The organism is Limnospira indica PCC 8005 (assembly GCF_000973065.1).
GTDB lineage: Bacteria > Cyanobacteriota > Cyanobacteriia > Cyanobacteriales > Microcoleaceae > Limnospira > Limnospira fusiformis.
The window spans coordinates 106893-125097 of record NZ_FO818640.1 but is presented as its reverse complement, the minus strand read 5'-3'; the positions used below and the strand labels follow the sequence as shown (position 1 = coordinate 125097).

At 48.5% G+C, this 18205-nt stretch carries 16 protein-coding genes; 5 read left to right on the top strand and 11 right to left on the bottom strand.

The genetic code is table 11. The features are described 5' to 3' along the window. Window positions 1–5: 5 nt before the first annotated feature. Window positions 6–293: a DUF2288 domain-containing protein gene (locus tag XZ46_RS00550; protein ID WP_006622172.1), complete on the top strand. Its 288-nt coding sequence runs from the start codon at window positions 6–8 to the stop codon at window positions 291–293. Window positions 294–356: 63 nt separating this feature from the next. On the opposite strand, the gene XZ46_RS36150 is transcribed toward XZ46_RS00550, so the two are convergent. From XZ46_RS36150 to XZ46_RS00500, 11 genes are all read right to left on the bottom strand, one after another. Beyond that, a complete protein-coding gene (locus XZ46_RS36150) occupies window positions 357–2567 on the bottom strand; it encodes a hypothetical protein (protein WP_008051756.1) in 2211 nt (736 codons plus the stop codon). Window positions 2568–2672: 105 nt separating this feature from the next. Beyond that, on the bottom strand, window positions 2673–3137 hold the full coding sequence (locus XZ46_RS00540; RefSeq protein ID WP_006622177.1) for a YbjN domain-containing protein: 465 nt from the start codon (window positions 3135–3137) through the stop codon (window positions 2673–2675). Window positions 3138–3156: 19 nt separating this feature from the next. Continuing rightward, window positions 3157–5826: an eCIS core domain-containing protein gene (locus XZ46_RS00535; RefSeq protein WP_008051755.1), complete on the bottom strand. Its 2670-nt coding sequence runs from the start codon at window positions 5824–5826 to the stop codon at window positions 3157–3159. Between the two features lie 59 nt (window positions 5827–5885). Further along, complete coding sequence (locus tag XZ46_RS35115) at window positions 5886–6044, bottom strand: DUF6760 family protein (RefSeq protein WP_006622179.1); 159 nt, start codon at window positions 6042–6044, stop codon at window positions 5886–5888. Next, a complete protein-coding gene (locus tag XZ46_RS00530) occupies window positions 6026–6436 on the bottom strand; it encodes a hypothetical protein (RefSeq protein WP_008051753.1) in 411 nt (136 codons plus the stop codon). Before XZ46_RS00530 ends, XZ46_RS35115 begins: the two co-directional genes overlap by 19 nt. A 46-nt stretch (window positions 6437–6482) precedes the next feature. Beyond that, window positions 6483–6785, bottom strand: coding sequence for a hypothetical protein (locus tag XZ46_RS00525; RefSeq protein WP_006622181.1), 303 nt, complete (start codon window positions 6783–6785; stop codon window positions 6483–6485). 14 nt (window positions 6786–6799) lie between these two features. Continuing rightward, window positions 6800–7303 (bottom strand): phage tail protein, encoded by a 504-nt coding sequence (locus XZ46_RS00520; protein ID WP_006622182.1) that lies wholly within the window; start codon window positions 7301–7303, stop codon window positions 6800–6802. A 14-nt stretch (window positions 7304–7317) separates the two neighbouring features. Beyond that, window positions 7318–7806, bottom strand: coding sequence for a phage tail protein (locus XZ46_RS00515; protein WP_008051752.1), 489 nt, complete (start codon window positions 7804–7806; stop codon window positions 7318–7320). Between the two features lie 59 nt (window positions 7807–7865). After that, on the bottom strand, window positions 7866–8384 hold the full coding sequence (locus XZ46_RS00510; RefSeq protein WP_048894870.1) for a hypothetical protein: 519 nt from the start codon (window positions 8382–8384) through the stop codon (window positions 7866–7868). Window positions 8385–8387: 3 nt separating this feature from the next. Continuing rightward, a complete protein-coding gene (locus XZ46_RS00505; protein WP_006622185.1) occupies window positions 8388–8945 on the bottom strand; it encodes a phage tail protein in 558 nt (185 codons plus the stop codon). Window positions 8946–9037: 92 nt separating this feature from the next. Then, a complete protein-coding gene (locus tag XZ46_RS00500) occupies window positions 9038–10765 on the bottom strand; it encodes a phage tail sheath family protein (protein ID WP_008051751.1) in 1728 nt (575 codons plus the stop codon). A 530-nt stretch (window positions 10766–11295) separates the two neighbouring features. On the opposite strand from XZ46_RS00500, the gene XZ46_RS00495 reads away from it, so the two are divergent. The 4 genes from XZ46_RS00495 (at window position 11296) to XZ46_RS00480 (ending at window position 18200) form a co-directional block, all read left to right on the top strand. Beyond that, on the top strand, window positions 11296–12627 hold the full coding sequence (locus XZ46_RS00495; protein WP_008051749.1) for a Pvc16 family protein: 1332 nt from the start codon (window positions 11296–11298) through the stop codon (window positions 12625–12627). 24 nt (window positions 12628–12651) lie between these two features. Beyond that, the gene (locus XZ46_RS00490; RefSeq protein ID WP_008051748.1) at window positions 12652–14586 is read left to right on the top strand and encodes an ATP-binding protein; all 1935 of its coding nucleotides are present in this window, start codon (window positions 12652–12654) and stop codon (window positions 14584–14586) included. A 50-nt stretch (window positions 14587–14636) separates the two neighbouring features. Beyond that, on the top strand, window positions 14637–15695 hold the full coding sequence (locus XZ46_RS00485; RefSeq protein WP_008051747.1) for a type III secretion system chaperone family protein: 1059 nt from the start codon (window positions 14637–14639) through the stop codon (window positions 15693–15695). A gap of 63 nt (window positions 15696–15758) precedes the next feature. Then, the gene (locus XZ46_RS00480) at window positions 15759–18200 is read left to right on the top strand and encodes a substrate-binding domain-containing protein (RefSeq protein WP_008051746.1); all 2442 of its coding nucleotides are present in this window, start codon (window positions 15759–15761) and stop codon (window positions 18198–18200) included. The last annotated feature ends 5 nt before the right edge of the window (window positions 18201–18205 follow it).

Sequence of the window (18205 nt, the reverse complement as noted above, 5' to 3'; positions counted from 1 at the left end):
AAATCATGGAAGAATTAAAAGCACAATTAGCCTCTAACATTGATCAAGCCGAGTGGGAATGGTTAATTCCCCATGTACAAAGGGATGCAGTCGTCGTAGTCGATCGCCAATTAGATTTATTAGATGTCGGTGTCGCTATTAGCGAGGATCATGTGACTGACGTTCAGCGCTGGATCAGTGAACAACAGATTTATAAACCCTCTCCCCAGCAAATCTCCGATTGGAATGGCGATCAGACTAAACGATTTAATGCCCTAATTATCCAACCTTTTGTTTTGGTACAGGAAGCCTAAAATCATTTATACCCTCGCTATCCCACGACTACCTTAAATTTATGGGTTTTCGGGAACACTGCTCTAATTCTCCCTTATCGCCGATGATCTTTTTCTGATATCAAACAAAGCCTCGCGAACTTCTGGCTTGGACTCGTCAACAAGTTGTCCAGGTTCTACACCTCTTGCGATCGCTGTTTCAAACATACCAACAATATCAGCTTGAGACTCAAATCCTGATAGATCGACTCTCATCCCACCAATTTCACTCCCTATTCTCGCCGCTTTACCCGTCCCAGTTGGAGAAAATTCTGCACTCGTACCGGAGGCATTATGTAGCTTTCCAAAAACATCTCGTTTACCCATCTCAGAGGTTTCACCTCCAATCAAAACGGCTCCTTTTAATTTAGAGGTTGGCGGTTTATAGAAAATATAAATATGACCGTGACTGCCATCCGGTAAAATTAAATTGCCCGCCAAGTCTGTTTCACCCAGTCCCCCGAGAGCGGGATTGATTCCATAGTGCACCTCACTTTGCCCGGTACTGGTATTGGTGCCTTTTAACTCTTTAAACGAATTTTCCTTAATTTCCACATCATGGGTGGAAACAAAGCGGGTATCAACTTCGGCATTTTTATAATCTGTACCAGCCAAATCCTCTTTGCTACGCTTATGGGCATGATGACCTTTTTCAACTCCCAAAAGCCAATTCACAAAATGGTCACGTTTGTTATAATATTCTTGAGTTTCCTTTTTATTGGTAGAACTCAAAGCATTCATGATTCTACCATGTTTTTTACCATGTTGTTCTGTACCAATGGGCGGTAAAACAATGTTCACCCTGCCTCCGTGAGAGAGGGCGACCGCCACTTGCTTCGTCCACTTGTTCCAATCCCTTGCATACATCGGTTTATCTTTTTGATCTTCTCCTTTGTTATTTTTATCATTGGAATATTCCAAGTTATACTGCAACACAGTAAAAACTCGTCTCATTATATTGGCTATAGCCAGAGATTGTTCGACGTAACCTTTTGCTTCATCTGGAGTAATTGGTTTGCCATCTTTTTTGGATTTTCCAACCAGTTGCTTCAGGATTGTATCTTTATTGCTCTCATTGATATTTAACAATTTCTCCCAAGCATCCGTATCTTTTTTATAAATTGCTTCCTTGTGTTCCTCACTACCCTCTTTGGCTTTCAATGCTTCATAGCGCAAATACCCTGGAGTCTTCTGATAATCGGGATTTTTCTGGCCTAATTTGGCTTGATAGGTGGCAATTAATAAACGCTCCATACTGGTAAATTTTCTCTTCGACCAAAACTCCAAATAGCTAACATTACTTCCCGTTGCCAGCCAATCTCCAGTCAAAGGAGAATTTTGGTTTTGATCTAGTTCTTCGGCTTTCTTTTTATAATACTCGGCTATATCATAAGTGTTTTCACCAGCCGCTTTGGCAAACTCCTGTCTTTTTCTGCCTTTCGATGAGCTGCTTTCTAAACCCAATAAATATTTTCTACCTTCTGGTGTCTGGCTTAATCCCTCCAGGGCTTCAATTTCGTGATCCTTCAATAGTTCATAGGCAAATTTATCTCGCCTTTCGTATTCCCTACCCTTTTTGGTTTTGCCATGCTTCTCCCAAGATGTTTTCTGAAATAACTTACTGACGATACTCTTATAAGACTTCAACTTTTCTTCTTTTGAGAGAGGCATAACAGCATTGGTTCTGGATCTTGTTTCTGGGGAGGCGATCTCGTCTTGCCGCTGTACCCTTCCCGATAATGGTTTTTTCTGCAATTGAGAAATCCCTAACTGCGGTTTTGGTTGCCGTGTTTCTTCTTCCTGCTTCTGAACTTCCGGGCTGCTGGGGGGAGATTGGATGCGATCGACAACTACATCCGCAACGCGATCGGCCTCCTGTTCGTATTGATCCCCCACCGCACCCACAGTCAATTTAGCTTGAATCGGCTGCTGCGGTGTCCAATTTTTCGGGTTATCCCTTTGGGCTAAAGCCTGAAATCTCCCGTGCAGGGGCGATTTTGATTCTGCCTGCATCTGCACGTCTTCTTCTTCGCTGCGCTGGATGGGCTGGGTTGGGGTACTATTACCATTGCTAAAAAGGGGAATGCTGCCCAAATCGAACCCGGACGCTTCCCCCTGAAATTCGCGTTCCGGCGGGGGGGCTTGTTTGTCCGGGGGGGCAAAGTTGGCATCCTGAAACGGCCGGGACTGAAATTGTGCCTGCACAGGGGCTGCTGGGCTTTCGTTTTGGCGTTTTTTCCGGCGTTGTATTTTCATCAGGATCCCCCCCTAATTTGGCATCGATCACACTCCCACGACAATTCTACCACCAAATAGGTGGATTAACCGGGGTGCGATCGCTCCTCAAAACTAAAATTTCCCTTAAACTTCCGACGGTAATCTTTCTCCCTTCGCCACTGCCTGAATTGTGTCAGCAAAGGACTCCACCAAATAAAACACCAGCCACATAGATTGTATAATCGCGATTTCCGCACTGGGTTTTTCTTCTTGAGGTATCACTAAAACATAGCGAAAATAGAGCAATTCCTGCTGTTCTTGAATCCCAAAACTACCAATAGGCATAGTAGTATTTAGCCTCAAAATAAATGCTCTGAGTTCAGACATCGCCTCCGCTACCACCCCTCCTGGTAGACCTACATAAAATTGCAGCAAATGCACATTCTCCACCTCTTCCTCTACCGGAATAAATAGCAACTCCGCCAGAAGTTGTTTCTCTTCACTCAGCAAAACCAAGAGCCTATCCATTGGATGTTCTGGTGTCGCTGGTTCCCAAGAAGTCGTGAAATTCTCACCATCTATAATCGACTGAATACTCTGTAAATTCATGTAACTTCCTCAAATTTAACTAGCGTTTTTTCAGAGCTTTTTTGACTAACTCCAGTTTCTCTTCCCCGCTCATTCCCTCCATTTGTTTTTCAGGTAAATTCACTAACTTCAGCATGATACCTGGTTCAGCATCATTCATTTTGATTAAGGTTTTAGCCGTGGTTTCGTAACGCTGGTCTTTAGCATCCGTACTCTTGGTTTTATCCGCTTTCATTTTCTTCTTAAACCAAGCCTTAAATTTGGAGAAACCTCCTTTACTTTTAGCTTGCTCATATTGTTGATCTTCCCGTTCTTGTCGGGCTAAAAATACATTATTGATTTGTTCTTCACTCAGCCCCGCCGTCTCCATATCAGCTTGCCATTGCTTATCTTTTCGATCCGCCTTATCTCGGCGATTCTGTTTAATTTTGTTGAATGCAAAGCGTCCCAACTTCGCGATACCACCGATCGCCGCCAGACCCGCACCAACTACCGCCCCGGCTCCAGTTAAAGCCAAAGCCCCTGCCGTCACCGCCAGCGCACCTTCAGCCATCCCTAAGCCGCCGCGTTTTTGCTTTTTGGTCTGAATTTCCTTGAGATGTTCCAGAGCAGCATTACGCTCCGACTCACTCACACTACTAAACTGTTTATTTCCCTGTTGTAAGCCTTTAATTAAACCCTTACGCTTCGTAGCTTTAAACGCCTTGAAACCGCCACTGGCAAGATCCATCGCCCCCGTAGCAATTCCCAAACCCCCTGATGCAGCCGCCAAATTAGCTAAGGGTGCGATCGCTCCTTGGGAACCCAACTTGAGGGCATCAGCACCAATTTTGCCTCCCTCAGCCCCAAATTGGGCAATCAATTTACCAACCCCCAAGGTCGTTGTCACCCCGGCTTGACCCAAATTAGCAGCACTTTTAACCCCCCTTCCCAGCGAACGTAAATAGGCACCGCTACCTTTACCCCCCGATTTAGTATCGCCGTAGATACCTTTCTTCCTCTCGTTTAGCCAACTCTTAAAGTCTTTAACTCCCCCTACCGCCTGAGCCCCAAAACCCAAACCACCAGAAACCGCACCAATCCCATCGCCAACAAACTTCCAACTATCACTGGTATTAAGATCCTTGGAAATCCAACTTGGATCTAAGTTAGCAGCACCACCATCTTTCTGAGTCAGATAACCACCCCCAAATTTAGCCACATTTGATGCTAAACCCGCGAGACTTGATCCTCCTTGTAATACTGCTTTACTGCGATCATAATTGTCCTCAGCCTGTCTATAATCATTAAAAGCTTGGAAGCCCCCCAATATATTGCCAACACCACCCGCTACAGCCCCCGCCATATCACTGCGTCCGCTCAGTACATTTTTCTGATCACCCGACATATTGGCACCAGCTTTTTCAAAATATTTCTGAAAAATCCCAGTTTCCGTATCCCCGGAATTTCCCAAACCTTCAGTACCTATTTCCCCAGTAATTCCTGTTAACCCTTCAATCACACTGGCTGTATTACCCGTCACATCTGCAGTATCGCTATTCACCCAATTATCCAGTTTATCTACAGGTTTGTTCCCGGTATTATTATCATTAATCGCATTACTTCTCGGTCTTTCTCCTCCCCATCTGTCCATATTTTTTGAGGTAGCAGGCAACTTGAGATTAGCCGAGAAATCCTTAAACTCTTGGGTCATTTTATCTCTGCCTTTCGCCTTTTGTTCAGACAAAAGAATCTGGAGATGCTTTCGTTCTTCTTTACTACTGTTAAAACGCTGAACAGAACCACTATTATTGACACCACCTTGCTGCACCACATGGGTCAACTCGTGGGCGATGAGCTTTTGTCCGCCCCGACTCTCCGGCCGATACTCTCCCTGTTTAAAAAAGATGTCTTTGCCCGTCGTAAATGCCTTGGCTTGGATTGATTGATTCAGTTGATTGGCTGGGGAATTATGATGAATCCGCACCCCGCCAAAATCTGCCCCCATTGCCCGCCCCATTTGGGACTGCAAGTTCTCATTCAACGGTTGTCCGCCGCCCTTTTCTCGCCGAAGGGACGACTCGAAATCGGCAGAAACTTCTCCCCCGGCTTCGGCGGTCTGAGGTTTCATCTGTACATCATCATTATCATTATCATCATCAAATTCCTCTTCATCGGACTCTCGCTGTAGGGTATTTGATAACTCTTCTTTTTTCTGCAACTGAGAAATCGTCGGCGGAGTCGATAACTGGGGTTTTTGTTGCAGTGTTTCTTCTTCCTGTTTCTGAACTTCCGGGCTGCTGGGGGGAGATTGGATGCGATCGACAACTACATCCGCCACCCTGTCCGCTTCCTGTTCGTATTTATCCCCGACCGCACCCACAGTCAGTTTAGCTTGAATCGGCTGCTGTGGTGTCGAATTTTTCGGGTTATCTCTTTGGGCTAAAGTCTGAAATCTCCCGTGCAGGGGCGATTTCGATTCTGCCTGCATCTGCACGTCTTCTTCCCTGCGCTGGATGGGCTGGGTTGGCGTACTATTACCATTGCTAAAAAGGGGAATGCTGCCCAAATTGAACCCCGACCCTTCCGCCTGAAATTCGCGTTCCGGCGGGGCGGCTTGTTTGTCCGGGGGGGCAAAGTTGGCATCCTGAAACGGCCGAGACTGAAATTGTGCCTGCAAAGGAGCTGTTGGGCTTTCGTTTTGGCGTTTTTTACGGCGTTGTATTTTCATCAGGATAGCCTCCTAACCATAGTAATGAGCGAACCGCGTATTTGCACGGGGGAACGGAATTATTCTCCCAATTCTCCCCGAACCAAATCGGCAATTTCCCCGATCCAGTGTTGTCGTTCTCCATGTTCGAGATTCAGAATATCAGCCCGAGACCAGTGGAAATAAAAAGCAATAAAGGCTACCTCCCGATACAAATCCTCTAGGGGGTAGCCCGCCACTCCCCCGTCCGAGAAATCCTTGCTTCTGGTGGATTTATCTGATTATATACCGCCTGTAAATAGTCGAGATCTGCTAAAAATAATCCTTCTAAAATATCGGGTGTTACGGCGGAAATCTCCCCCAACTGGACAATTGAGCGAGACAGCATCACCAAAATTCCATAGGCTTGATTCTCCCTCACCCGCAGATCCCTTTCCCGGAACAGTTCATCCCACCCTGTCAGCGATCGCATGATTCCCTCTCGATGCCAAGTTCCCTCCCCGTCCAACAATCCGACCGGGAGGGTAAAGGGAAATTGTCTCAAAGGTAAGTTTTCGGGTGACATTAGATGGGGGAGTAGGGAGTAGGGAGTTTGAGAAACCCCGTTTCTAAGAGGGTCTGGAATTCCCATCCGACATCAGATAGAAACCCGGTTTCTTAGGTTCGACTTTTGATTTTCAATCCGACTCGGACTTGACCAGGCCGTTAATTTCGCGGTAGAAGTCCTGGAGATAGGCTAAGTCTACGGCAAACATATTTTCAATGACCGCCGGGGACACTTCCTCCAAACTACCCAGTTCAGTAATCACCCTGGCCAGGATAATCACAGTTGCATAGGCGGGATTCATCTGTACGCGAGGATCGCGGAGGGGGACAATCTCATCGATCGCCCGCGACAGGCGCATCACGCCCCGCTGGTGCAAGTTGCCATCGGGATCTAAATAGCCCTTGGGTAAGGTAAACTCAAACTCCGTTTGCATGGTTTAATCGCCACCTACAAGACTCGTTCAAACCCTTCACAAGCAATTTCCAACTCCTCAAGCGCCAAATCGCTTCCCGATGCCATATTATCGGTGATGCTATAACTAACCGGCCAGCCTCGGCTAAAAGCAAACCGCGCCCCTTCGGAACTATCCTGACGGTAAATGGTCAAAAAACCATTTTTAAACTTAGATGACCAACCGCCATCATGGACGTTGGCGATCCAATCCCACAGTGTAGTTGAAGCCGTTAGTCCCCGACGCAGAGAAAAATTATCAACATTTTCGTTACCCGGAAGTTTAGTGCAAATCACCTGACCTCGAGTCGCCTTTCCCCACCTTTTCGGGAATACCTCATGGTGGGTAATGACGGTCTGGGAATATTTGAACCCTCGGCACTCCATAAAGTAGCCATCCACATCATCCCGGCCGCCGTCTAAATGCAAAGCCACATAAAAACGGCAGGCGGTCAGAACTTCATAGAGATCACGTTTTTGGTTGATTAAATCACCAATCATAGCTGATACCACAACTAAATAGTTGTTCCTAAAGTTGGGACTTTCTGCAACCCCGAATGGCTAATTTCAATGGTTTCCTTAAACAGATCTGTTGAATCTGAACTAGCTTGGGTGGTCGTATACTTGGCGGGGAGACAGTCCCTCAAATTCCAACGAGCCCCCTCGGAGCCATCCTGTTTGTAAAGTACCAAGGAAGCATCACTCACCTTGGCGATCGCGTCAGTTTTACCACCAATCATCGCCGGGGGATGACAGTCGAGATACCATTTTACCAGGGCATCATTTTCAGCGGTAGTCACAAACTCCAGAGTCATATTTTCAAAGGTTACCGATGCGGGCGTAATTTGAGTTTCACTTTTCACGTTTTTTCCCGAACCGATCGACTGCCCCTCTGCGGCTGGGTCAATACTAATAGAAATCCCACTCACTTTGGAAATTAGCAAACGAGTATTATTGCCAAATTCAAAGTAAAACCGCGCAGAAGTCAAATATTCATAGGCCATAATTTAAATCTCTCCTAACCTAACCGATAAGCGCCCTGAAGGCTTGGTAGGGGCGGGTGCTAGTAGGGGCGGGTGCTAGATCCGCCACGGGAAAACCAGCCAACTACCTGCACCCGCCCTTCTTTGAGGGGACGGGAAAACCAGCCAACTACCTGCACCCGCCCTTCTTTGAGGGGACGGGAAAACCAGCCAATTCTGCACCCGCCCTTCTTTGAGGGGACGGGAAAACCAGCCAATTCTGCACCCGCCCTTCTTTGAGGGGACGGGAAAACCAGCCAATTCTGCACCCGCCCTTCTTTGAGGGGACGGGAAAACCAGCCAATTCTGCACCCGCCCTTCTTTGAGGGGACGGGAAAACCAGCCAATTCTGCACCCGCCCTTCTTTGAGGGGACGGGAAAACCAGCCAATTCTGCACCCGCCCTTCTTTGAGGGGACGGGAAAACCAGCCAATTCTGCACCCGCCCTTCTTTGAGGGGACGGGAAAACTAGCCAATTTTGCACCCGCCCTTCTTTGAGGAGACGGGAAAACCAGCCAATTCTGCAGCCGCGCCCGATACTGATGCACCCACCTACCCATAAATTAAACCGCAGCCCCACTCCTCATACTGGCAACTTGACCGCCCAGAGCCACCTCTTTGGTAATCATTTCAGCAACGATTTCGTAGGTTTCAACCGCCAAATCTCCCGAGGTCGAGTCCATATCAGCAATGGAATATTTTTTCGGCCAAGCACGTTCCAGGTTCCAGCGTAAAACCTCTTCTCCGTCAGGAGAATACAGCACCACAGAACCACTAGCCCGGTATTGAGACCATTTCCCTTCTCCTCCCTCTTCGGGTGGTAGACAGGCTTTGAACCAAGCAAATAGCTGGCGGCTGGCATCGTTGGGGTCGTCACTGATGTAGGTTTCGATCGTCATTGATGGGTTGCTTTCATAACCGGCGATCGTACTTTGGCGAACCCGGCGACCTTTGCGACCAGAACCCAAGGCTTTATCACCTCCGGCTACTTTTCCCTCGTAGGTCAGGGCTGCCATACTTTTGATATAAGCATTTTGGACAATATTCCCGACAGTATCATTGCGAAAATCAATTTGATACCGGGTGGCGGTAGTGGTAAAAACCGGAGCAGCACTACTCATGATTCGATTCCCTTGTTTAAGTGTAAATATCAAAAAAATCTCGACTGCCTCCAATGGGTTGGTTTTGGAGGCAGAGATTTAAGAGAGTTGGCTTATTCGCCGTCACCCTCAGCGGTCCACTGACTGATGCGGAACACCACAAATTCAGCCGGACGCACTGGACAAACACCCACTTCCACAAACAGGCGACCGGCCATCATGCTTTGGGGGCTATTTAGTTCAGCATCGCACTTGACATAAAAAGCCTCGCTGGGACTGCCACCCGTCAGCGCTCCCGATCGCCATAATTCAGTCAGGAAGCTGCTAATAGTGCGTTTGACCCGCTGCCATAGGTCTTCGTCGTTGGGTTCAAACACCACCCACTGGGTACCGTTTTCGATGGACTTCTCGATGTAGCTCATCAGACGGCGAACGTTGATATAGCGCCATTCGGTTTTGTCGGGTTCGACCAAGGTACGAGCGCCCCAGATCCTGATACCCCGGTTATCAAAGGGCCGGATACAGTTGATGCCAATAGGGTTCAGCAGTTCCTGTTCTCGGAAGTTGCACGGGTGAGTCAGACCGATCACACCCCTTGGTACTTCGTTAGCAGGTGCTTTGTAAACCCCCCGGGTTTCGTCCACCCGCGCCCATACTCCTGCCATGTGGCCGCTGGGGGGAATAGCTATGGGCCGTCCGGCGTTGCGGGGGTTCGGAACTAAAATCCACGGGTAGTACAGGGCGGCAAATTGCGATCGCCGGTTAAATTCTTGGCTCAACCAACGGCTGATATCCTGCGGTTTCACCCGATCAGGCGGCGGGTCAAGGATGATCATCCGGTTGGGGGCGTTGGGGATGTCTCCGTCTGCGGCTCCCTCGCACATACTCACCATCAAGTCCATTAGTCCGTGGAGTTGATCTTGATCAATCAATCCCTGTTCGTAGACTTTCATTAAGTCGGGACAACAGACGATAGTTATTTCGTCAATTTCAAATAGGCCGCGAATCCCGGTGCGATCCTCCCTCACGCCTTCCACATGGCGCGCTAAGTTGTCGGTTTCTGCTATAATTGCCGGAGGGCTGACTTCATAAATGCCGTTAGACGGGCGGCGAGCCAGGGGACTACCACTGATAGCCAAATCTGTGGCTATAATGTACTGGGATTCTTCCAGGGCGCTAACCACATAATCGGCTACTGCTGTTTCGATGTCTCGATTCATACTCAGGTGCGGGAACCGTTCGAGTTCCTCACTTCCCTGGCGGATCACTATGGTGAAAAATTCCCCTGTATTAGCAGTAACGATCGCTTCTGATGCTTCCGTTTCTTCGCTGGGGGGTTTCGGGTACCCTTCGGTAATTTGCACCCGGATAGAGCGATCGCTCACAGCCAGGAACCCGTTTTGCGAACTGTCGGCTAGGGAACTTTCCGAAGCACCATCTTGGGAACTCTCACGGATCGAAAATCTTAACGAAGGACGATTAGCGCGGTTGACAATTTCGGTTCCCGTTTCCGTCACTTCCGGCTTAGGAGAACCGGGGAGTCCTGTTCCCATGCTAGTAATCCAGCACCGACCGCCGCCGTTGAGAAACCAACCGTAAACTGAAAAGGGAAGATAGGCTCCGAAGTCGGTGAAACCGTCCGAGTTGGTTCGACCGAAGTATTCCAGATACTGCTTCCAACTGGTGACTAACATCGGCTTAAAAGGTTCAGCCCCACCTCGGATATCTTCCGTGAAACCGACAAATCCGGCTACAGCGGTGGGAACACCCTGAAGAGGTCGAGAGCCGCGATCGACCTCTTCAATGTAAACGCCAGGTGCAAAATAGTCAAGCCTAGCCATAAAAATCTTTCTCCCTGAGAGTGGGCAGTTTGGACACTCCCCAGCCTAAGTGCGTGGGGACTCTGGGGCTGAATCCTGCCTCCACTAACGCTCGTTAGTTTTGGTCTTACAGTTTCATGTCTAAAAGGACGAGGTTTTAAACCCATTTTTTCTGATCAACCGGATGGATAAATTTTGAAAATCAGCATAGCGTGGATAATCCACAACCTGCTCATGCTGTTTTTTTTACCTATTTATCATTTCTAGGATGTGCTTTATCCATCCAAGCTTACGCAATAATTTGGAGTTATTCAAAATACTACACCGAAATCTCGACCAAATATACTTATTTTGATAACGTTTTTTTTAGTTAATTATACTTCTGTGAATATATATGAAGTAATTGTTAATATATATATAATCTGCCGTTCATAATGATCGCTATAGACTCAAAGTGGTATTAAATAATGGAGGAGCATCAGAGATGAACATCAAAGTTCCCCAGAAACCCCTCCTCACCATTGCCACCCCTTTAACTGGCCCAGTCAGCCATGAGTAATCATCTAGCCGTCGCCACCGCCACCGCGACCTTACAGCGCATCCTACAGCGAGCCGTTCAAAGAGACGTAGACGGAGCGCGAGTCACCACGGTGCGCCCAGACGGTTCCAGCGGGTCAATTCCCGAAACAGGTGTGAACCTATACCTGTATCATATCAAACGCAACCCGGCCCTCACCAACCAAGACACCCCCAACTTCCAACGGCGCGGGGACATGACCCGTCGTAGACAAGCGGCGATCGACCTATTCTATGTGGTATCCTTCTACGGCAACGATGGCGATCTCGAACCCCAGCGCCTACTGGGTAGCGTCGTCCAAACCCTGGAAGACCAGTTAGTATTGAGTGCGGACACCATCCGCGCCACGATCGCCGACCCCACCTTTACCTACCTCGCGGACTCCGACCTAGCGGAACAAGTGGAACAAATCCGCTCGGAATTTATCTCTGTCTCGACGGACGAACTCTCCAAAATCTGGTCTGTGTTCTTCCAAACCCCCTACGCCCTGTCCCTGGTGTACAAAGTGACTGTCATCATCATTGAAAGCGACATCGCCGGACGTTCCGCCCTACCTGTGCGCGATCGCATTTTAGGCAGTACAGTCTTTCCCAAACAACCCATCATCACCCAAGTGGTCGCGGTGGGAGGTAAAAATCAACCCATTTTCAGTAACAGCATCCTCTCGATTCGTGGCCAGCATCTCTCTGGTGTCTTAACCCAAATCCGCATCGGTGAACTAGAAATCACCCCCCAAGTCGTCAACAGCGGAGAACTACGGCTCCCCTTGAGCCTAATTGAAACAGACCAACTACGGGCTGGGGTTCAAAGCCTACAGGTCATTCACCTACAAGCCCCACCCGCACCCCCCCGTAACGGGTCCCGATCTAGCAGAAGGGGGACTACAGCCACCACTAACCGTAACACTCCTGCTCGTGTTCCCCAAGTGGAATCTAACGTCGCCCCCTTCGTCTTGCGGCCTACTATTGAAACAGTCACAGTCCTAGACTTAGATGGATTTGACGACGAGCCACGGTCGGGAACCCTCAGCATTAGCCTTAACTTGGCGATCGCTCCAGGTCAGCGAATTGTGGTGATGATGAACGAATGCAGCCCCAATAGCAATAATCCCATCGGCTACCTATTCACCGCCCCACCCATTACTCGCGCCACGGCTACCGTCTCCATCCCCATTCGGGAAGTCAAACCGGGAGAATACCTGGTGCGAGTCCAAATTGATGGGGCAGAAAGTATCCTGAGTGTAGACGACAACCCCGACAGTCCAACTTTTGAGCAATACATTCAACCCAAAGTAGCGATAAATTAAACAGCACGCGACTCTCCATTCCCCATGACTGACTCAAACTGGCATTCACTACCGAATCAACAAACTCTCATACTCGCCTTAACCCGGATTAAGGATGCCCTCCGGGCGGCATCCAATGGGCAAACCAGATCCGAAACAACCGAGCCATTCATCGTCCCCCCTGTCCTAGAGCAACTGTGCGAGACCTTTGGGCTGTCTAGCTTTGAACAAGATTTGCTGCTGTTGTGCGCGGGAATGGAACTCGATGGGGAATTTCCCCTACTCTGCGCGGAAGCCCACGGCGACCCCCAAAAGCCTTATCCTACCTTTAGCCTCGCCCTTAATATCCTCGATCGCCCCCATTGGAGCGCCCTAACACCCAATGCTCCCCTACGTCGCTGGCGTTTACTCGAAGTGGGAGGCGGTGCGGTTTTGACCCTCAGTCCCATTCGCATTGACGAACGTATCCTCCACTATCTCATCGGTATACAGCATCTCGATGAACGCTTATTCGGCATTGTGGAATCCCTTGGGGAAGCCTCCCTGTTAGTCCCCTCCCATCAACAACTCGCCCTAAAAATTGCCCAAACCTGGTCGAACTTTAGCGAAGAGTCTCAGTTACCGGTTGTCCAGCTTTCCGGGGAAGATATGGCGACTCGACAAGCTATCGCACAGGTGGCCTGTCAACAGTTAGACCTAGAACTCTATCATAGTGATGGCGATCGCATCCCCTCGACCACCGCAGAATTTAACCTTATGTTAAAACTATGGGAGCGCGAGTCCGTTTTAGGAGGCTATGCGCTCCTCCTCGACTGTGAACAGGTGGAAATGAGTCGCCACGGAGACGGTATCTGGCAACTGATTGAGCGCATCGGTAGCCCCCTGATCATTACCGTCCGCGATCGCCTTCCTCAACGAACCCGACCCCTCCTCAACTTCGAGGTTACCCGCCCCAGCGCTGCGGAACAGTACCAGTATTGGGAAGAACACCTGGGAGATGTTACACACCTTAACGGCCACCTACAACGAGTTACCGCCCAATTTAACCTCCCCTCCCCCGCCATTCTCTCCGTTTGTACAACCACCGCCAGCCAGGGAATTTCCCCCCACGATACCGAAACCTTTATTGACCATCTTTGGGATACTTGTCGCGTCCTTGCTCGCCCCCGCATGGAAGATATGGCCCAGCGCATCGAAGTTAAAGCGACTTGGGCGGATTTGGTTCTCCCAGAAGCTCAAATGCAAGTTCTGGAAACCATGGCGGCTCACCTCCGCCAACGTTCCCAAGTTTATGAAAATTGGGGTTTCAGTCAAAAAAGCGATCGGGGTTTAGGTATCAGCGCCCTATTCGCTGGACCCAGTGGGACGGGGAAAACCACGGCGGCGGAAGTTTTAGCCCAAGCCTTGCGACTCGATTTATACAAAATTGACCTCAGTTCCGTGATTAGCAAATATATCGGCGAAACCGAGAAAAACCTTCGCCGGGTCTTTGATGCTGCCGAAAGTGGGGGCGCAATTTTGCTATTCGATGAGGCTGATGCGCTATTTGGTAAGCGCAGCGAGGTCAAAGACTCCCACGATCGCCATGCTAACATCGAGGTTAGTTATCTTCTGCAACGCATGGAGGCCTACCGAGGTTTAGCTATTCTTACCACCAACATGAAGGGGGCGCTCGACCCCGCTTTTCTCCGTCGCATCCGTTTTGTGGTCCAGTTCCCCTTTCCCGATGCTAAACAACGCGCCGAAATCTGGCGGCGTATCTTCCCCTCGGAAACTCCCACTGATGGGCTCACGGTTGAGAAATTGGCGCGCTTGAGTGTTTCTGGGGGTAATATCCGCAATATCGCCCTTAATGCGGCTTTTCTGGCTGCTGATGTCGGGGAACCGGTAATGATGAAACATCTACTCGCTGCCGCCCAAAGTGAATATATGAAATTGGAAAAACCTTTGATGGATAGTGAAGTTAAAGGCTGGGTTTAATAATTAATAATTAATAATTAATAATTAATAATTAATAATTAATAATTAACATGAAAAAAGAGATTTCCTTGAAGCAAATATTGACCTTTATTTTGCCCTCAAAATTAACCATTGAAATGCTTGCTTTAAATGGTATTTTTAGAGAGAATGATGGTAAGGATATTGATTTTTGTCTCACCCTAGAAGTATCCTTTGATACCTATCAATTGATTGAACAGGAACAATTGTTTAACTTGAAACCAGAGGTTTGTAGTCCCTTAATCGATCGCCAATTTGACCCTTGCACCAATTTAACGTTAGAATTGATGCTGAAACCGGGTTTGCTGCCTCAACTCACCCAGGACGGAACCACGACGGCTACTCTCATCAACCACCTACAACAACTACCCGGACCAGAACCCCTACCTCACCAATTTACGGAAAACTGGTTTTGTTTGGGAGTGCGACAAGAACAATTAGACAAAACGATCGCCTATCGTACCCTTTGGGATTGGGCAAATCCTGACCAACTCCGTCAACTGGTTGCTACGGGAAAAGACGCTTTTCAGCAGTTAGGGACGCAAATTCAAACGGCTTTGTTACACGGAACCCAAGCCATCGAAGAAATTAGCCGGGAATTGGGCGCGCCGCCAACTGGAGACTCGGAATCCCCAATTTCTGCCCCCATTTCCCAAATCATGGCTGCCTTTTTTAACCAAGATGATTGGGACTACGTTAGCTTAGAGGAGGGGGCTACCCTAGAAATGGCATTTATTGGCGACAATGGCCGTTGGAGTTGTTCCGCACAGGCGAGAGACGAAGAACAACAATTCCTGTTTTACTCGATTTGTCCCCTGACAATTCCTGCGGAAAAGCGATCGGCTATTGCTGAATTATTAACAAAAGCTAATTCTGGTTTGATTCTGGGCAACTTCGAGTTAGACTATTCTGATGGGGAGGTTTGTTATAAAACCAGTATCGATGTAGAAGGCGATCGCCTCACCCCGACTTTAATAGAATCCCTCGTTTATACCAACGTGACCATGATGGATCAATACCTCCCAGGTATTATTGCTGTACTCAATGGGACATCCCCCGATGATGCGATCGCCCAAGTTGAGGCTGAATAAATACCCTATTTTCTCACCCCCTAATTGACTACCTAACACCTGCTTTTTGGGAACCCTTATGCAATGGTAAGACCCCCTCAGCGCCCAATTCCGAAAACCCGAACCGCAAAAGCCATCAGAGAAAGCACCATTGCTACCGCCCAACACCGCGTCCGACGGGTAGGTTATAATGCCTTCGCTCCAGTCTATCGATTTCTCCCCCTGTGGGTAGTTCGGCTTTTACCCTTCATTCGCGAAGATGTCCGAGATCTCCTCCGACGGCGGAAACGAGGCGAAGAAATTCCCCAAGACACAGACATCGAAACCCTCGATACCCCTCCACAACTTGCGGAAGTCAGCCCCGGTGTCCTCAACCCCTATCCTAAATATCGCTGTACCCACGGCAACCCCCTATTCTGCCCCCTGGCTAACTCATCCTCCACGACAGCAGAACCACAGGCTTTAACCTGTCTACAATGCGGATTTCCCGCGATACTCCCCACCAAATCGGAAATTATCGGCAACCAAGGTCGATATCGCATCGTCAATTTCATCGGTAGTCGGGGTCTGGGTCGCCTTTATCAAGCAGTGCAAACCAACAACAATAAAACAGTCATTATTAAAGAATATCTGCTCCCCCAACGCCACTTTAACCCCCAGGAAGAACAGCAGACAAAAACAGTATTTGAAAATGTGGCAGGATTAGTCCCCGCTGATGGTCGGGTGCAGGACTTTCGGCTGCTGGTCCCCTCAGAAGCGATCGCCGACCGCCACCAACCCCGCTGCTACACGGTCACCCACTCCCTCTCCAACAGCTATCCCAGCGTGCGAAGCTACCTCCGCCAATTTGGTGCCATGACCCCCCAACAAGCGCGGCACCTCCTTGATCAGGTTTTGCAAAGCCTCGAAGTCCTCCACACTCAGAAATACCGCCTCCCCTCCGGTCAAATTCACTCACTTGTAGCCCACGGGAACCTCAGCCTGGACACGATTCTGATTTTACCCATCGAACAGCATCAGTTTCATCGCCCCCAATTTCTCGTCTACATAGCCGATTTGACCCTCACAGAAAAGCCATTTCAGCCCGGGTTAACCACGGTTAGCCAGGCTGATCCTAGCCTCGATTTAAGGGCTTTAGGTGCGATCGCCTTTGACCTTTTAAAAGGAAATTGGCAACATGATTTAACCTCCCCCGTCGATACCCGAGGGCAAACCTTCCGTTACCAATTCCCCGAAGACTGGCCAGAAACCTATCCCCCCCTGCAACAGTTTATATTGCGACTCCTGGGATTCAATATACCCTTTGAAAACGCCAAAGCCGCCCGGGAAGCACTCCCCCAAATACCGGAAATTGACCACAATTATCAAGCGATCGCATTAGAAAAAGAAGACACAAAACGCCCTTTTCCCCGGTTATGGATTCTGCTGCTGCTTCTACTGGCTTTTTTAGGAGTAATTGGTATCTGGCGGTTATTATATCGCCCATCTATAGTCCTAGCTGACCACCGTTTTTTACCCTGTTGCATCAAAGATATTGCTGCTATTCCCAAAGGAAGATTTAGCTACACCGCTAATGAAAATGGGGTTTGGAATTATGCAATCCGACAGCGCAACTTAGTAGAAAAAGGTAAAACATTAGAGGAGGAATTACAACAGCGCATTCCCCAGATGAAATTGGTTTATAAACCCCAACCGACCACGGAAAAAACACTGGCTAAAGTTCGCAACCAAGAGGCAGATTTTGCCATTACCAGCTTAATCCAAGACTTAGACAGAGATTTAAATGCTATTCCCTTTGCTTATGATGGTTTGGTCGTGTTTGTCGCCTTTAGTTACCAGCGCCGCCAGAATTCCTTACCTCACAATTTAAACGGACAAATATCAATTAAGCAATTGCGACAACTATACACCGGAGAAATTAACAACTGGAAACAGTTAGGAGGGCCAGATTTACCGGTGCAACTTTACATCCCCACCGATGCAGAAGCGATCCGCATTTTTGAAGAACGAGTCCTACAAACCGAGCGAGCGATCGACCAATTTCGGCGACTGTGGCAAAGCTCTCCCTCAGACAATTTTATCACAACTGAAACCAATGTCAATAGAATTCGCCAAATCCCCACTTTTCAAGCCATGAGAAGAGTTCTTCAGGATTTTGAAGAACGGGAAATTGGCAGCCTATCTTTTGGCCCCCTCAGTCAAGTTTTTCAGCAGTGTTCGGTCTACCCTCTGGCGATCGCCGAAGGGTTAAGACCAGCGGTACAACCCATAAGTCAACATCACAATCAACCTATTACACCCGGAACCGATTTGTGCAATGATAAAGGTAGTTACTATCCATCCGTTGAGCAATTTCAAACCGGACAATATCCTTTAGCCTATTCTCTGGCTGTTGTTTATTCCTTTGATAACAGCTTATCCCCAGTCGGGCAGAAATTTGCCGAAATTCTCAAAACAGAAGAAGCACAAAATCTGCTGATCAAAACAGGATTAGTTCCTTTACAAAATCTCAACCCAAATCCTTAATCACT

Excerpts from the sequence above, each read along its gene's own strand:
- XZ46_RS00515 (WP_008051752.1), bottom strand. The coding sequence starts at position 7,806 with ATGGCCTATGAATATTTGACTTCTGCGCGGTTTTACTTTGAATTTGGC.
- XZ46_RS00540 (WP_006622177.1), bottom strand. The coding sequence starts at position 3,137 with ATGAATTTACAGAGTATTCAGTCGATTATAGATGGTGAGAATTTCACG.
- XZ46_RS00480 (WP_008051746.1), top strand. The coding sequence starts at position 15,759 with ATGGTAAGACCCCCTCAGCGCCCAATTCCGAAAACCCGAACCGCAAAA.
- XZ46_RS00550 (WP_006622172.1), top strand. The coding sequence starts at position 6 with ATGGAAGAATTAAAAGCACAATTAGCCTCTAACATTGATCAAGCCGAG.
- XZ46_RS00500 (WP_008051751.1), bottom strand. The coding sequence starts at position 10,765 with ATGGCTAGGCTTGACTATTTTGCACCTGGCGTTTACATTGAAGAGGTC.
- XZ46_RS00485 (WP_008051747.1), top strand. The coding sequence starts at position 14,637 with ATGAAAAAAGAGATTTCCTTGAAGCAAATATTGACCTTTATTTTGCCC.
- XZ46_RS36150 (WP_008051756.1), bottom strand. The coding sequence starts at position 2,567 with ATGAAAATACAACGCCGGAAAAAACGCCAAAACGAAAGCCCAGCAGCC.
- XZ46_RS00525 (WP_006622181.1), bottom strand. The coding sequence starts at position 6,785 with ATGCAAACGGAGTTTGAGTTTACCTTACCCAAGGGCTATTTAGATCCC.
- XZ46_RS00530 (WP_008051753.1), bottom strand. The coding sequence starts at position 6,436 with ATGGGAATTCCAGACCCTCTTAGAAACGGGGTTTCTCAAACTCCCTAC.
- XZ46_RS00495 (WP_008051749.1), top strand. The coding sequence starts at position 11,296 with ATGAGTAATCATCTAGCCGTCGCCACCGCCACCGCGACCTTACAGCGC.
- XZ46_RS00535 (WP_008051755.1), bottom strand. The coding sequence starts at position 5,826 with ATGAAAATACAACGCCGTAAAAAACGCCAAAACGAAAGCCCAACAGCT.
- XZ46_RS00505 (WP_006622185.1), bottom strand. The coding sequence starts at position 8,945 with ATGAGTAGTGCTGCTCCGGTTTTTACCACTACCGCCACCCGGTATCAA.
- XZ46_RS00520 (WP_006622182.1), bottom strand. The coding sequence starts at position 7,303 with ATGATTGGTGATTTAATCAACCAAAAACGTGATCTCTATGAAGTTCTG.
- XZ46_RS00510 (WP_048894870.1), bottom strand. The coding sequence starts at position 8,384 with ATGGGTAGGTGGGTGCATCAGTATCGGGCGCGGCTGCAGAATTGGCTG.
- XZ46_RS00490 (WP_008051748.1), top strand. The coding sequence starts at position 12,652 with ATGACTGACTCAAACTGGCATTCACTACCGAATCAACAAACTCTCATA.